The organism is Lyngbya aestuarii BL J (assembly GCF_000478195.2).
Taxonomy (GTDB): domain Bacteria; phylum Cyanobacteriota; class Cyanobacteriia; order Cyanobacteriales; family Microcoleaceae; genus Capilliphycus; species Capilliphycus aestuarii.
Window position 1 is genome coordinate 78933 of the sequence record NZ_AUZM01000015.1, and the last position, 15607, is coordinate 94539.

The window sequence follows — 15607 nt, forward strand, 5'->3', positions numbered from 1 at the left end:
CCCTAAAATCAAGGGAGTCATCGGGGTAATTACTGAACGTTGAGAAGATTTTGAGAGTAAAAATAGAGGTTGTCTCCGTATAAATACGAATTCCTTCTGTTAAACCCTTAATAGATTTGTATATTTGTAGGGTGCATCGGACCCGAAACCTCTCAATTAAATTATTAACTTAAAAATCTGATGCGCCCTACGGTTGCGGTCAAAATTATTGTTTTAAAACAAAAGTATCGAGCGCTAATTTTGCCGCACCAATTGCACCTGCTTGATTTCCTAATTCTGCAATTAACACTTGTAAACCTTGACGGGAACTCGCCAACACTCGCCGTTCTATTTCTGCAAGGGTACTCGGTAAAAATAATTCCGCACCCGCACTAATTCCACCGCCCAAAATAATCGCTTCTGGTGTTAAAATATAAATTAAACTCGCTAAACCAGCGCCCAATCTTCGGCCATATTGTTGCCAATATTCTATCGCTTTTGTATCACCTGCTTTAGCATTTGCAGCGAGTTCAGCAGGTTCTAACCCCGTTTCTCGACGAATGGCTTGAATTGAGGCATACTGTTCTAAAGAGCCTCTATTTCCACTATTACAAACCGGGCCATCAAAATTCAACGTAATTAATCCCAATTCTCCCGCAGTCCCCTGATGCCCAACAAACAATTCACCATTGAGAATAATTGCCCCACCGACACCCGTTCCCAAGGTTAACAAAATCAGATTTTTAAACCGACATCCAGCCCCTAACCAAGCCTCTCCTAACCCCGCACAATTAGCATCATTTGCCATCACAACAGACAAACCTATTTTTGCTTCTATCCAATCAGCTAACGGCACATTTTGCCAATTTTTGAGGTTAATTGCAATTTGAGAAATTCGACCAGTCCCATCCACTGGCCCCGGTAAACCAATGCCAATTCCGTCAATAGACTTGACATTGTTAGTGATTTGTGAAATTGCTTCTAATAAAACTGAAAATACGGCTGACGGCGTTGCAGGTTGGGGAGTCGGAACCGTTAAAGACTGATGACAATTTCCCAACGCATCATACCGTCCCAATTTAATCGCTGATCCGCCTAAATCAACTCCAATCACTTGAGTCGAAATTTGTTGATCGTTCATAATTTTAGGATTAGTGATAGCGGATCAAAAATAACGAGTCTTTAATCTTACTCAACATCATCGCGATCAATACTGGTGGTAAAAATCGGTTCAACTCGGATCGCTTTTATACTGGAAGGACGAACCACCATATATTCCCCTTGCATATTTTTAATGGGAACATTCAGGAACTCATCAGACGTATATTTGGGAATCAACACCTTTTGATACCACAGTTGAAACTCCTGAATTGTGGCAAATCTTACTTCTTCTCGGTGTCCCCCTTCAATCATCAGATACACCGCAAATGAACTAGGCTGCTTTGGCATGACCCTTCCCCGAACGTGATAGATTCCTTTGTGTAGTCATTTTACCCCGCTCTGGGACTTCCGAGATCACCAAAAATCGCCAAGAAACGAAGCCAAGGAGATCGGGAGGTGGGGAGATGGGAAAAGAGAAAAAACTTATGACCTCACGAGTTCCGCCTTTTGCCTGTCTTCCATTACGCTGCAAAAGCTACAGTAAGTGTTAAGCCAAACCATTACCCTGACAATCGGGAGTTATCATTGACAACCAAACAAACAACCCAATTATAGAGAATCCATCACCGAATCACTATGCCCCGACGCGAAGATCTGCATAAAATTCTGCTGTTAGGTTCTGGCCCAATTGTCATCGGACAAGCCTGTGAGTTTGACTACTCTGGAACCCAAGCCTGTAAAGCCCTGCGAGAGGAAGGATATGAAGTCGTGCTGGTGAACTCCAACCCAGCAACGATTATGACTGATCCCGAAACGGCGGAACGAACCTATATTGAACCTCTCGTTCCCGAAATTGTGGAAAAGGTGATCGAAAAAGAACGTCCCGATGCCTTACTCCCGACGATGGGGGGTCAAACCGCCCTCAACCTGGCTGTTGCGTTAGCGAAAAATGGCGTTTTAGAAAAATACGGAGTAGAGTTAATCGGCGCTAAATTAGAAGCGATTGAAATGGCTGAAGATAGACAGCTATTCAAACAGGCGATGGAACGTATTGGCGTGGCTTGTTGTCCGTCTGGAATCGTCAGTAACATGGACGAGGCCAGGGCGGTCGCGCAGCAAATTGGTTCCTACCCTCTGATTATTCGTCCGGCGTTTACCATGGGCGGAACAGGCGGCGGTATTGCTTATAACCAAGAAGAATACGAAGAACTCGCCAGTGGCGGTTTAGATGCGTCTCCGGTTTCTCAAATTCTCGTTGAACAGTCGTTGATTGGCTGGAAAGAGTTTGAACTCGAAGTGATGCGAGATCTCGCAGATAACGTGGTGATTATCTGTTCGATAGAAAATATTGACCCGATGGGTGTACATACGGGAGATTCGATTACCGTTGCACCCGCACAAACTCTCACCGATAAAGAATATCAACGATTGCGAGATGCGTCAATTAAGATTATTCGCGAAATCGGGGTGGAAACGGGTGGTTCTAACATTCAGTTTGCCATTAATCCGGTCAACGGCGATATGATTGTGATTGAGATGAACCCTCGTGTATCTCGGTCTTCGGCGTTGGCTTCCAAAGCAACAGGGTTTCCCATTGCCAAATTTGCGGCGAAATTGTCAGTCGGCTACACACTCGACGAGATTAAAAACGACATTACCAAGAAAACGCCTGCTTCCTTTGAACCGACCATTGATTATGTCGTCACGAAAATCCCCCGTTTCGCCTTTGAAAAGTTTCCCGGTTCTAAACCCACGTTAACGACTCAAATGAAGTCTGTGGGCGAAGCAATGGCAATTGGGGGAACGTTTTGTGAGTCCTTCCAAAAGGCGTTGCGAAGTCTAGAAACGGGTTTATCGGGTTGGGGATGCGATCGCGCGGAAAAATTACCCAGCTTAGATAATATCGCTGGATCGTTACGCACGCCTCACCCAGAACGAATTTTAGTCGTTCGACACGCTTTGATGTTGGGAATGTCGGTGGAAGAAATCTACGAACTGACGGGAATTGATCCTTGGTTTTTAGATAAATTCCAAGAAATTTTAGAAACCGAAAAATTCCTGAAACGCACATCTTTAAAACAGTTGGATGCGGATCAACTTTTAGTCATTAAACGTCTGGGATTTAGCGATCGCCAAATTGCTTATGCCACCAAAACCAACGAAGATGAAGTCCGGGCTTACCGTTTACAATTGGCGGTTAAACCGATTTACAAAATGGTGGATACTTGTGCGGCAGAATTTGAATCTAGAACGCCTTATTACTATTCTACCTATTGGGAAGAAGACGAGATTTTACCGTCAGACAAACCGAAAGTAATGATTCTCGGGGGTGGGCCAAATCGCATCGGACAAGGGATTGAATTTGACTATTGCTGTTGTCATGCGTCCTATGCGTTGCGGGCAAATGGCTATGAAACGATTATGGTCAATTCCAACCCCGAAACGGTTTCGACTGACTATGATACCAGTGATCGCCTTTACTTTGAACCGTTGACTAAAGAAGATGTGGTTAATATTATTGAGGCGGAAAAACCCATTGGAATTATTATTCAGTTTGGCGGACAAACGCCTCTGAAATTGGCGGTTCCGTTGCAAAAATATCTGGAAGCCAACGCCGAGAAAAATCCCGATCTGAAAATTTGGGGAACCTCACCGGATTCAATTGACGCCGCCGAAGATAGAGAACGGTTTGAAAAGATTTTGCGTCAATTAAATATCCAACAAGCCGAAAATGGGATGGCTCGCAATTTTGAACAGTCTTTACAAATTGCGCGTCGGATTGGTTATCCTGTCGTTGTACGTCCTTCTTATGTTTTGGGAGGACGGGCGATGGAAATTGTTTTCTCCGATGAAGACTTAGAACGTTATATGATGTTTGCGGTTCAGATTGAACCCGATCATCCTATTTTAGTCGATAAGTTCCTCGAAAATGCGATCGAAGTTGATGTTGATGCGATCGCTGATCATACCGGAGAAGTGGTGATTGGTGGGATTATGGAACATATCGAACAAGCGGGGGTTCACTCCGGAGATTCGGCTTGTTCTATTCCTTATCAAACTTTACCTAAAAGCGCCGTTGAAACCATTCGTCGTCAAACTATAGAGTTAGCTAAAGCCCTAAAAGTTGTCGGTTTGATGAATATTCAGTTTGCGGTTCAAGGGGAACAAGTTTATATTTTAGAAGCGAATCCTCGGGCTTCTCGAACGGTTCCTTTTGTGTCTAAAGCGATTGGAATTCCCTTAGCAAAAATGGCATCTTTGGTGATGTCGGGTAAAACCTTAAAAGAGTTAGGGTTTACTGAGGAGAAAGTTCCTTCTTATGTGGCGGTGAAAGAAGCAGTTCTTCCCTTTGCCAAATTCCCGGGAACTGATGTGTTGTTAGGCCCTGAAATGCGTTCAACTGGGGAAGTAATGGGAATTGATACTGAGTTTGGGAAAGCGTTTGCAAAAGCTGAACTTGCGGCGAGTCAAATGTTACCCCTATCGGGAACGGTATTTGTATCGATGAATGATCGGGATAAAATGGCGGTTGTCCCGATTGTTCGAGATTTTATCGAATTAGGATTCAAAGTAACAGCGACAATGGGAACTCGTCGGGTTTTATGGGAACATGACGTTAAAGTGGATTTAGAATTAAAACTCCATGAAGGTCGTCCTCATGTGTTGGATGCGATGAAAAATCAAAACGTTCAACTGGCGATTATTACCCCGTCTGGGGAAGAAGCAAGGGCGGATGGGATTTTAATTCGTCGGACAGCGTTGGCGTACAAAATCCCTATTATTACTACAATAGCCGGGGCGAAAGCGACCATTGCGGCGATCCGTTCGTTGAAGTCGGAGTCTATGAACGTTAAAGCCGTTCAAGACTACTATTAAACGTCTAAATTTGGGTGCGTCAGACCGTTAAGTTAACGATTTAACTCTGATGCACCCCAAAATCCGCTATTATATTCATATAAACTGGTAAGATTATGGCTAATGCTTCATGCAAAATATAAAATAACTTGGAATTCAGGTCAGGATCATCCTTATAAAGATGATATGACTCAAATTCAAAATCAATTTTTATCAGCTTTGGTTGCCAGACTATTAAAAAGATTAATAGAGGAGCAACAGACTTCTATAGAGCAACAGCTAAATTGCATATATAATAACTGGAATTGTCTTAAAGAACATACGGGATTCAAAAAACATAAAAATATTGCCGAGCCTTTTATTACTTCAAGCCGTCACTTTCTTCTATTTCAAAATCTTTTTGAAATATTTTTACAGGCATCTGGTGATTTACTAAATTATCCTTTAATTGACAAATGCTTAGATAAAATTCCTAAAGATTTATCAGCAGAAATTTTAGACGAATTGCTTGATAGATTTATGAAAGAAGAGCAGTATAGATGCTCTCCTGAAGATCGATCTCCATTTTTGATGGAATTAGAAAGAAGCCAATCTGCTTCTGAAACCTCTGAAGCTAACGAGAAAATTGAAGAGAATAGAAAACCGCCATCCTCTCCCGAAGAATTAGAACTCCTGATCGAAAAGTTTCAAAAAGAGAAACAAGTTAAATTTTCTCATCTCACTTACAAAAAGAGTGAAGTAGAAGCAAAACTTTCAAAAGTTCAGAATGAATTTAGCGAAGTTATACACAATATTTTAGTAAGTCTTTATAAGCGGCGGACTGAGGAAACTCTAATAACTGAGTATATAGATACTCTAAATAACGACCTCAAGAGTTATGGTAAACGGCCTGTTTATAAGTTGGCTCTCAGAATTAGAAATATTTTAGTTCTATCCCATTTTAAAGGAAGTGTAACTTTTCCTAAAAATATAATAGAAAATATAGTTAAAAATATAGCTAAAGTATTCGGAGAAGAACTAGAAATATGCTTTGCTGTTCATTTTGCTAAATCTGTTACTTCCAAAGAAGAACTTTATTCTTATGTGAAAAATACTGTTGATCCAATTCTATATATGATCCAAAACACACTAATTAATAATCCCATTTCTATTGAAATACCAGAAAGCATTCGGGATGATGATATTGTGTCTAATCAATATGCTCGTCTCCTCAAAGAACTACAAATTTATACACCTATTCCTCTTGAAGAATTTCTCATTTCTGAGACCGAAGAAATTTATTTACAAATTATAAACTTCTTTACATCGACGAATGATTTTGAAGAGCTTAGAGCTAATCTTCTTAATATATTTATCCGAGCAGCTAAAAAAATAGCGTCATCTCAATCTATTAAGCTTAATCAAGAAAATTTTGAAAAAGATTTTTTCCATCGCAACTCTTTTAACATATTGCTAGAATTTTCCCGCTTATTTCTTGGTAGTATTAAAAAACTCAGTCCCAAAGAATTATCAGTTTACTTGCGGCAGTCGTTAAGCAATCTAAGTTGTTTCTCAAAACTATTTTTTAATCTAGATAGTCAGTTCTCTCCTCTGGTCTCATGGACTGTTTATTTACCTATTGATGGTATCAAAGTGCCTGATAAAGTTCCTGATAATTTTCCTCGCTGCTTTTTCCCAGAATTAAATTCTTCTGTCAGCGAACTGTACGAAGTTAAATTTTTATCAATCAAAATTCTAGATTCTATTTCTATTGAAAGCACAATGAAAATCATGGGAGATCCTATTCTTATGAGTTCTGCTAAAGCAGATGCTTGTGCTGTTATAGGAAATATAAGAGCTAGGAATGGATATCAAGCAGCTACTTCTGCCATCACTATTTTACTTGAAACTATAGAATCTCAATTGTTCTTTATGAACTATGGTTATCAGTATCAAATAAAGCTTCACAGACGAAGTAATACCACAGCAATTTGTTTTTGTAAAAAGGATAATATTCCAGGTGTTGAATATCCTTGGTCAATATGCACCATTCCTTTAGCTGGATGGCGAGGTACAACAAAGTTTGATTTTACAGAGCAGACTGAGAAGCTATTTGCACTACCGGGCAGATTTTTTAAAATTTTGTCAGACAGAGCTAAACGTAACGATGCTCTTGGTAGTCTAGCTCAGGATTTAATTCATTGTATCAAGCTATATAGACAAGGGTTTTTTTCCGAGGGATTAGCTGAACGGTTTAGACTTTATTGGACTATTCTCGATACAATTCTTCTACCTGAAAATACTCCTGGAAAAGCAATACACTTAATTCCCTACAGAGTTTCAATGTTTTGCTTGGGTATGGAAAACTTAATTGAAAACGATGATTCTTATACATATGAGCAAGTCCGACTGTGGATGCGTGAGGATATAGAAGATTTTTACACCTTAGTTAGAAACCCATTAATTCATAAAGGTATCGATCATGCTCCTGCATATGAGAGATTACTTGAAAGGGTTGAAAGTATAGTGAATTTAGTTTTAAATCGCATAGGTTATTACGTTATATATATGCCTATACCTGAAGATTTTTTAGAAGAGGGATTGGATGGTATTATCTCTTTCTTAGAACAGCTTCATCCGGGAGGTGAGGCAATGCAATCGCACTGTTGAAGGTAAAATAGATGTGACTACTAACCCCAATCTACAAGTCTAATCAATAGAGACTTTTAAGTTAAAGACTTATACTCGATTTGATATAGGTTTTGTGTTTATTCTTATGTAATCTTTATAAGATGAATTTAATTTGGAATTTTCCGTTAACAGAATATCATTTATCTTCAGATGAAGTTCAAGTTTGGCTGGCTGAATTTGGAGAACTGAATGAACAACTGCATGAATTTGAACAGCTACTTTCACCGGATGAACGAGAACGCGCTAACCGATATCGTCAACAACGTGATCGCGTTCGTTTTATTGTGGCGAGGGGAGTTTTGAGAATAGTTTTGGCGGGTTATTTGGGTTTATCACCGTCTGAGTTAGAGTTTAATTATAGTGAACGGGGAAAGCCACAATTAAAGACAAATTCAACAGGAATTGAGTTTAATGTGTCTCATTCTGAGGATAAAGCATTATTTGCGATCGCTCTCAACCGTCGAGTGGGAATTGATATTGAGTTGATTCGCCCGATGGAGGTTTTGCAATTAGCAAAGCGGTTTTTTAGGGAGTCAGAATATTTGTTTTTAAGGGCTTTAGAGGATCGGGAACAAATTCGGGGATTTTTTCAGTTGTGGACGGCAAAAGAAGCCTATGTCAAAGCAACAGGAGAAGGGTTAGCCGGGTTAGAAACGGTGGAAATTTCGTTACCAAAGTTAGAATCTGCGGAAAACTTAGCAGTTCAGGGTCAGGGTTGTCGTTGGATGCTGCACTCTCTAGATTTGGGTAATAACTATTGTGCGGCGATCGCAGTGGAGGGGAAGGAATATAAAATAAAGTGTTGGCAATTTCGATTAGGTTCATAATCAACCTCTTAGCCTCTCATCCGATTAGCCACTAACCCTAAAACGGAATTGCTCAGGTTAAGTTCTTCGAGAGATTTGAGGACGGTAGAACGGTTGGTTTTTTTGATGCCAACAACTAAAATAATACCATCAGTTTGAGCGGCGATTAAACTGGTATCAGCTAGACCTGTAACCGCAGGAGTATCATAAATAACGAGATCGAAAAAGGCGCGAAATTGTTCCATCAAGTATTGTCTTTTTTTAGCCGAGAGAACTTGGACAGGATCGGGGGGAATTTGTCCGGCAGTGAGGACGAATAGGTTATCATCTTGAGGCGATCGCTGGATGGCATCGTTTAAACTGAGATCGCTGGTAATGGCATCTCGAAAGCCTCTGAGGTTAGGTAAACCGAGTTTTTGATGAATTTGAGGGTTGCGTAAATCGGCATCAACCAGGAGGACACGCTGACCCATAAAAGCGGCTGTTTGAGCCAGATGAATAGCAATGGTTGATTTACCATCTCCGAGAGTAGCAGAACTAATTGTTAACGTGTTTAAGGATTTGTTAGAACTCAGTAAACAGATATTTGCATATAGAGAGCGAAAGGCTTCAGAAACAGGAGAACCTGTCTGATATTGATCAACTTGCCCGTTTTTTATTGGCCAATGAGAATCGCTAACCGCAGTTAAACTGGTGACTGAACCAATGGGAATAAAGGTTTGAGATTTTTTAGCGACTTTTTTGAGTTTTTTGGAGAGGGGAATTACACCCAATATCGGTAATTTGGTTGTCGATTTAATTTCGTCAGGGTGATGAAATACTTCAATTAAAATATCGATAATAAATCCAATACCTACCCCGAGTAAAAAGCTAAGAATTACAATAATCGCTAAATTTTTCTTGGTTTGAACAATGGTAGTGGGTAGAATATTACCGTTGCTATCAATAGGCAAATTCGGGGGAGCAATGAGTTGCCACGGCGTTTGCTGTTGAGCGGCGTTAACTCGGAGGGCTTCTCGTTTTTTTAAAAAATCGTTGAGTGTTTCTTGAACAATTTGTAGTTCTTGATCTAAGGAATCATACTGTTGTCTTAAGCGGGGAATTTCTCTGAGTTGTTGTTCAAAATTTTCGATAGTTTGTTCATAGGATTTTTCTTTTTCTGTTAAAACTTCAACTTGATTAGCAATATTTTGAACGACTCGTTCTGCTTCTCGGCTTAAAATCTGCAATACATTATCATGCTTTTCCCGTAGAGCCTGCATCGGAAAACTATCTTCTCGCAGTCTTCCAGCTTCAACTGCCATTTGACTTTCGAGTTCTTGATATTGCCGAATGAGTGAATTATAAGACTGAGAATGATTTCCTAAAATTCCCACATAATCTTGTTCAAGCCATTGTTGTTGTAAGAGCAAATAGATTTCTCTAGCTTCAGAAAGTTCGGCTTTAGTATTGGCGAGTTCAAGCTGAATGGGTCGAACTTCAGCAGAGATTTTGGAAACCGCTGTCTCCGGATCTACAAAATTATACTTTTGTTGAAATTGTTGTTTTTCACTTTGTAAAATTTTAAATCTAGATCGTAAGCCGGGAAGTTGTTCATTAATAAAGTCAATGCCTTGATTAAGACTTTGAAGTCGTTCCTGACGACTATAATTGAGGTAAGTCTCAGAAACCGCATTGAGGACAGACATTATTTTTGTCGGATCTAAATCTTGATAGCTAACTTTAATAATCCTTGTCCCTTGCTCTTTACCATCTAAATCGTATTTAATTCGTTCAATTTCCAGTTTACTGACAATTGAAGATCGATTCAGATCTGGATATTGCTGAAGAAGTTTTTCAAAGACGGGTTCCATTAGTTGTGGACTGCGAAGAACTCGAATTAAACTTTCGTAATCAACCAGACTATTTTCAACTTTGATTCTTTGAATATCTGTATTTTCAGATTGAGCCAGTAAATATTGTCTAGCGAACTGACCTTCTACCGTAACAGGTTCGATTAAAATCTGAAATCCTCCCCGATACTCAGGCTCAATTTTTCGAGACTTCAAGACCACAATACTCCCAAAAAGTCCGCTTAAAATTATCCCCACAATAATCATAATTGGCGCTCGACGAAAAATGACTGTAAATAGCCAACCTAGATTTAATTTTTCTTCTTCTGTTTCTTCAGCTTGAGGTCTAGAATTGTCTGATAAGGGTTGAAATTGTTGGGAGTAGCGATGGGTAGAAAATCGTTGTTGAAAATCTCGTTCAGTATCCATAGGGGTTTCTCTAGATTTTTGGGCTAGCGACAATTGATAGAAAGATCAATGCTAATCATCATCAATAATATCGAGACTGTCTAATATGAGAAAAATGCGAGTGGGGATGACCAGTCCATTACCAATAGCATTAACCGGATGACTAATCGCAAGTCCCCAATCGGAAAAACGAGTGACACCGGATCGCTGAACTACAATGATGTCGTTTTCGCGGAGTAAGGGATTGGTCTGTTCATTTAGGGTTTGAGAATAGTCAACTTCTATTTTACGTTGAGAAACAGTGCCATCGGGGTTGAGGCGGATCAACTCGACGAATTTTTGATTGGCTCTACGGTTAACCCCCCCGGCGGCGAGCAGGGCTTGGTTTAAGGTCGTATCGATGGGAACTTCAAGCGCGACAGAATTTTGATTTCCAACTTCTCCAACCACGGTGACTTGGATGCTGGGGTTCGAGAAGCTTGCTTTTGCTAAAGAGGAGAGTTCACCCGGATTGACAGCAGTGACAGTGGGGATGATGATGGTATCTCCATCTTGCAAGAGTGGATCTTTATTGACATCTCCGGTTTGCAAAAGTTCCCAAAGATTAACGGGGATGATTTGTTCGGTGTTATTTCGGGTAATTCGATGAATCTCGACTTGATGGACATTGGCTTGGGCGGTAATTCCTCCGGCTTCTCCCAGGGCAGAGGTAACGGTCGGACGTCCACCGAGTCGCAGTTCTGTTCGGGTTGAACCGCCAATTAAGACGTAAGTTCCTGGACGTTGAACAGCGCCAACAATGGTAACGTTGACCGGATTATCAAGCTCTGTTGCTAAGTTTGTATTGCTGAGTTGGCGAACTTCGGCGGGATTAACGTCGGTTGTACTCGGAATATAAATCGTGTCTCCGTCTCGCAGAGAAATATTTTCGCTAAAATTACCGTTTTCAAAAAAATCCCATAGGTTTAAATTGATCATCTGCTCTGAACCCGAGGGTTGAGGTCTGCGAAGTACAACTTGACGTACATCGGCGGCTATGGTTACTCCTCCGGCTTTCTTGATAGCATCTATAATTGTGGGGTATTGGAGTTCCGGTGTGCGAGATTCGGGATCGTATAACGACAGAGAATAAAATCCAGGACGAAAAACCTCTCCTGCAATTTCAATCCGCATTGGACGAGCATCTAGCAGGTTGAGGGTGACGACAGGACGTTTAAGAATAGAATTATATTGAGCAGAAATTTCGGCACGGGCTTGTTCGAGCGTTAAACCTTGAACGACAATAGAACCCACGACGGGTAAATTGATGGTTCCATTAATGAGAACTTGAGTTTCTTTAACGCTGTATTCAGGGGCATCAAAAATATCTACAGAAAGCCGATCGCCAGGGCCAAGTATATAGGAGGTGACTAGGTTTTCGGCTCTAGTGGATTGAGTAGCTGTCGGTTGGGATCGAACAGAAGGCTGTTGAGCTAAACTATCAGGTGTGTTGGCAACCCAGAGGATACTATACAAGCTTAGATTGGCAATCCCTAGCGTCACTGAGATGAAATGGTGTTTCAAGAAACCAAATGACATACTTTGTGGGAAATTTTAGGGTTCAGACTATTTTTTTATTATGATTAAAATTATAACATTTTGCTAGAATTCAGTATTAATTCTAAATGTTTTGAACATTCGGTAAGACGTTCAAGTCTTAACAAAAATTTAGAATTAACTTGAAAAATTTATAGCATTTTGAAGTCTAGGCTTGAGTTGATTGTAGATCCAAGGAATTCAATTATTATTTTTGTTAGTCAACAATTAAGTTTATGAAGGATACAATTAAAAGCTTATTGTCAATGGTTCCATTATTTGCACTGGTGCCTCTAGTTTTCGGAATCATTGTTATTTTGATTGTTTTTCATTTGGCGGGTGAAAACCCAAAATTTGCTTTAACTTTAGAGAGAATCATTGTTTTTTATTTCTTCGTAATGATTCCGAATTTAACACCTTATCCTTTATACAATCTTCATCCTACTTATTTTACAACTCCTGATGTTCCTCCGCCTTGGAAAGTTATTCAAATTCTTCTATATGGAATTATATCTTTTATTTTAATCTCAAGATTTAGATATATTTTTAGAGCGATTATTGCTATTTTTAAAGATATTGGATTAGGTCTATTACTATTTTTGATTGCTTTTTCTTTCCTCTGGTCTGCTACTCCTGATTTTACATTGACTGCGAGCTTAAGTTTACTAGGGCCTAGTTTATTTGCTGCTTATATTGCTAAACAGTATAACTGGCAAGAACTCTCTTGGTTTATTCGATGGAGTACATCCACTTTAGCTTTGTTAAGTTTCTATTATGCCCAATTTAAACCGGATATTGGAGTTCATTCTAAAGGATGGATGGGAGTGACTGCTCACCCAAATATTATTGCACCTATTTTAGCGATTAATATTGTTCTCTGGACGGCTCATGCGATCGCCAATCCTAAAGACATAAAAATTGCTATTGTGACTATTTTGTTTTCTCTTTATGTCCGTCAACAAACTAATTCATCGACCAGTATTGTCGTTTTATTTCTATTGATGTGTTTATTAATGATTCTACAATTTTTTAAAAGTTTAAACTATCAACAAGCGTTAACAGGGTTTATTTTGTTTTTAGTCGTTGCGATGGGTTTAACTATTGTTGTCAGCAGTAATTTTGAGTATGTTATTGTTGATGTTCTCGGAAAAGATATGACACTAACTGGACGAGTTCCGGTCTGGAATCTTGTATTAGAAAAAGCAGTGTCTCAGCGTCCCCTCCTGGGTTTTGGATATTATGGATTTTGGCAAAAATCGAGAGGAGAGGATGATCCCTCTCGTTATATTATTACAGACAATGGCTTTCGTCCTCGTCATGCTCATCAAGGTTTTTTAGATTTAGCCGTGGACTTGGGTTTAATTGGATTAAGTTTCTTTTTCCTGTCAATCTGTCGGTATATTGCCTTCGGGGTGAAATATTTAATTACTGATTCTAAGATTGAGTCTACTTTTCCTTTGTTATTTTTGACGTTTTTAATCATTTTAAACCTCTCAGAATCTTTTTTACTCAAACCCTCTCATGTTTGGGTTTACTATGTGATTAGTTCGGTGCGATTAAGTCTAGATACTGAAAAAAAATCTCTCTAAATTAGCGATTTAATCAATTTTATGAAGGTAAATTTTTTCGTATATCCCTGAATTCTATGGGAAAACTTATCGGGTATAAGTTGTTGTTAATATTGAGTGATAATAATCGTTTTATTCTGTAAAATATCTTAACATAAGAGGTCACGTAAAAGTCCAACTCTATTTATTCTATCTTAAGTTTAAAAGACAAGCAAACTCAAGACATCGTGATATAGTATTGACAGCAAAAGTAGTGGGATAAGAGGTATAACTTTGCCGGACTCCAAACCCAAAACTCCTGCTAGCACCAATCCTGAACGGTTCTTTCACACCGATCATCTCAAAGCCGATCTCAGAGGGCATTCGATTCGCGGAGGTGCGATTACAATTTTGGCTCAAGTTAGCAAATTAATCATGCAATTTGGGTCGATTGTTGTTATTGCTCGTTTTCTAGAACCCGAAGACTATGGCTTAATCGGAATGGTGACTGTCATTACAGGTTTTATTTCTATTTTTAAGGACTTAGGCTTGTCAATGGCCACTGTACAACGAGAACAAATTACTCACGCTCAAGTTAGTACCTTATTTTGGATTAATCTCGTAATTAGCGGTGCAATTATGGCGCTGACTATGGCTTTAGCACCGGGTATTGCTTGGTTTTACGGCGAACCCCGTTTAATTGGAATTACATTAGCGCTAGCGAGTGGTTTTATTTTCGGAGGACTCACGGTTCAACATCAAGCGTTGCTGAAGCGACAAATGCGATTGGGTCTGTTGGCAATTATAGATATTGTCTCCATGATTACAAGCATTAGTATTGCCGTGACGTTAGCCATTTTGGGTAGGGGTTATTGGGCATTAGTCGCGATGCAACTCGTAATGGTGATTATTAATTGTATTGGAGTCTGGGTGAGTTGCGGTTGGCGTCCAGGATGGCCGAAGTTTGACGAGGAGGTTGCTCCAATGCTCGCTTTTGGAGGATGGAATACGGGTTTCACCGTTGTTAATTATTTTACTCGTAACCTCGATAATTTGCTGATTGGGAAGTTTTGGGGTGCAGATCAATTGGGACTCTACGCCCAAGCTTATAAATTGTTAGTTTTACCTTTACAACAGATTAACTTTCCGCTCTCAACAGTTGCTTTACCGGGTTTATGCAGTGTACAGTCTGATCCCGAACGATATCGATCTTACTATGGCAAAGCTATTGAATTAATGGTTATGCTGGGAATGCCTGTTTCAGTTTATATGGCTGTAGATGCTGATCGATTAATCATTAATTTATTGGGATCTCAATGGAGTGAGGCAGTCATTTTATTTCGATTGCTTTCACCTGTGGCTTTTATTAGCACATTTAACGTCGCAACCGGATGGGTATTTATTTCTATGGGACGAGCAGATCGTCAATTTCGCTGGAATATATTTGCTTCTATAATTGCAGTGATTGGATTTTTAATTGGGGTGCGTTGGGGTGCATTGGGAGTCGCTATTGCAGGTAGTATTACCTTCTGTGGTTTGCGTTATCCGGGTATTGTTTATTGCTTTCAATCTTCTCCAGTGACTCCAGAATTATTGATGAAGATTTTATGGAAACCCGCAGTTGCTTCTTGCGTTGCAGGAGGACTGCTTTGGCTTGCTGATCAAGCGATATCCTGGAGTATTAATCCTTTTGTTGAAATTGCCCTTAATTGTGTATTTTATGCCTTTTGCTATCTGGTATGCTGGTGTATTTTACCCAATGGCAAACAGACCTTAAAAAAAGTATTGCAACTGCTCAAAGAGTTGCTAAATAAACCTAAAAAGGTGGGATAAA

The 15607-nt window shown here is 39.6% G+C and carries 9 protein-coding genes; 5 read left to right on the forward strand and 4 right to left on the reverse strand.

From position 1 onward, the window contains the following. Positions 1 to 205 precede the first annotated feature (205 nt). Together M595_RS08765 and M595_RS08770 are read right to left on the reverse strand one after the other, a co-directional pair. Complete coding sequence (locus tag M595_RS08765; protein WP_040483806.1) at positions 206 to 1120, reverse strand: ROK family protein; 915 nt, start codon at positions 1118 to 1120, stop codon at positions 206 to 208. Between the two features lie 47 nt (positions 1121 to 1167). Further along, positions 1168 to 1428 (reverse strand): hypothetical protein, encoded by a 261-nt coding sequence (locus M595_RS08770; RefSeq protein ID WP_040483807.1) that lies wholly within the window; start codon positions 1426 to 1428, stop codon positions 1168 to 1170. Between the two features lie 288 nt (positions 1429 to 1716). On the opposite strand from M595_RS08770, the gene carB reads away from it, so the two are divergent. The 3 genes from carB (at position 1717) to M595_RS08785 (ending at position 8432) form a co-directional block, all read left to right on the forward strand. Beyond that, on the forward strand, positions 1717 to 4956 hold the full coding sequence (carB, locus tag M595_RS08775) for a carbamoyl-phosphate synthase large subunit (protein WP_023065780.1): 3240 nt from the start codon (positions 1717 to 1719) through the stop codon (positions 4954 to 4956). Between the two features lie 102 nt (positions 4957 to 5058). Continuing rightward, a complete protein-coding gene (locus tag M595_RS08780) occupies positions 5059 to 7584 on the forward strand; it encodes a hypothetical protein (RefSeq protein ID WP_023065782.1) in 2526 nt (841 codons plus the stop codon). Between the two features lie 122 nt (positions 7585 to 7706). After that, positions 7707 to 8432: a 4'-phosphopantetheinyl transferase family protein gene (locus M595_RS08785; protein ID WP_023065783.1), complete on the forward strand. Its 726-nt coding sequence runs from the start codon at positions 7707 to 7709 to the stop codon at positions 8430 to 8432. 8 nt (positions 8433 to 8440) lie between these two features. On the opposite strand, the gene M595_RS08790 is transcribed toward M595_RS08785, so the two are convergent. Together M595_RS08790 and M595_RS08795 are read right to left on the reverse strand one after the other, a co-directional pair. Then, positions 8441 to 10672 carry a GumC family protein gene (locus M595_RS08790; RefSeq protein WP_023065758.1) on the reverse strand — a complete coding sequence of 744 codons (2232 nt, stop codon included), beginning with the start codon at positions 10670 to 10672 and terminating at the stop codon, positions 8441 to 8443. A 51-nt stretch (positions 10673 to 10723) separates the two neighbouring features. Next, on the reverse strand, positions 10724 to 12229 hold the full coding sequence (locus tag M595_RS08795) for an SLBB domain-containing protein (RefSeq protein WP_052001728.1): 1506 nt from the start codon (positions 12227 to 12229) through the stop codon (positions 10724 to 10726). A 233-nt stretch (positions 12230 to 12462) separates the two neighbouring features. On the opposite strand from M595_RS08795, the gene M595_RS08800 reads away from it, so the two are divergent. Continuing rightward, entirely contained in the window at positions 12463 to 13815 is a 1353-nt protein-coding gene (locus M595_RS08800; protein ID WP_023065825.1) for an O-antigen ligase family protein, read from the forward strand. 252 nt (positions 13816 to 14067) lie between these two features. Next, entirely contained in the window at positions 14068 to 15606 is a 1539-nt protein-coding gene (locus M595_RS08805; RefSeq protein WP_023065818.1) for an oligosaccharide flippase family protein, read from the forward strand. Position 15607 lies beyond the last annotated feature (1 nt).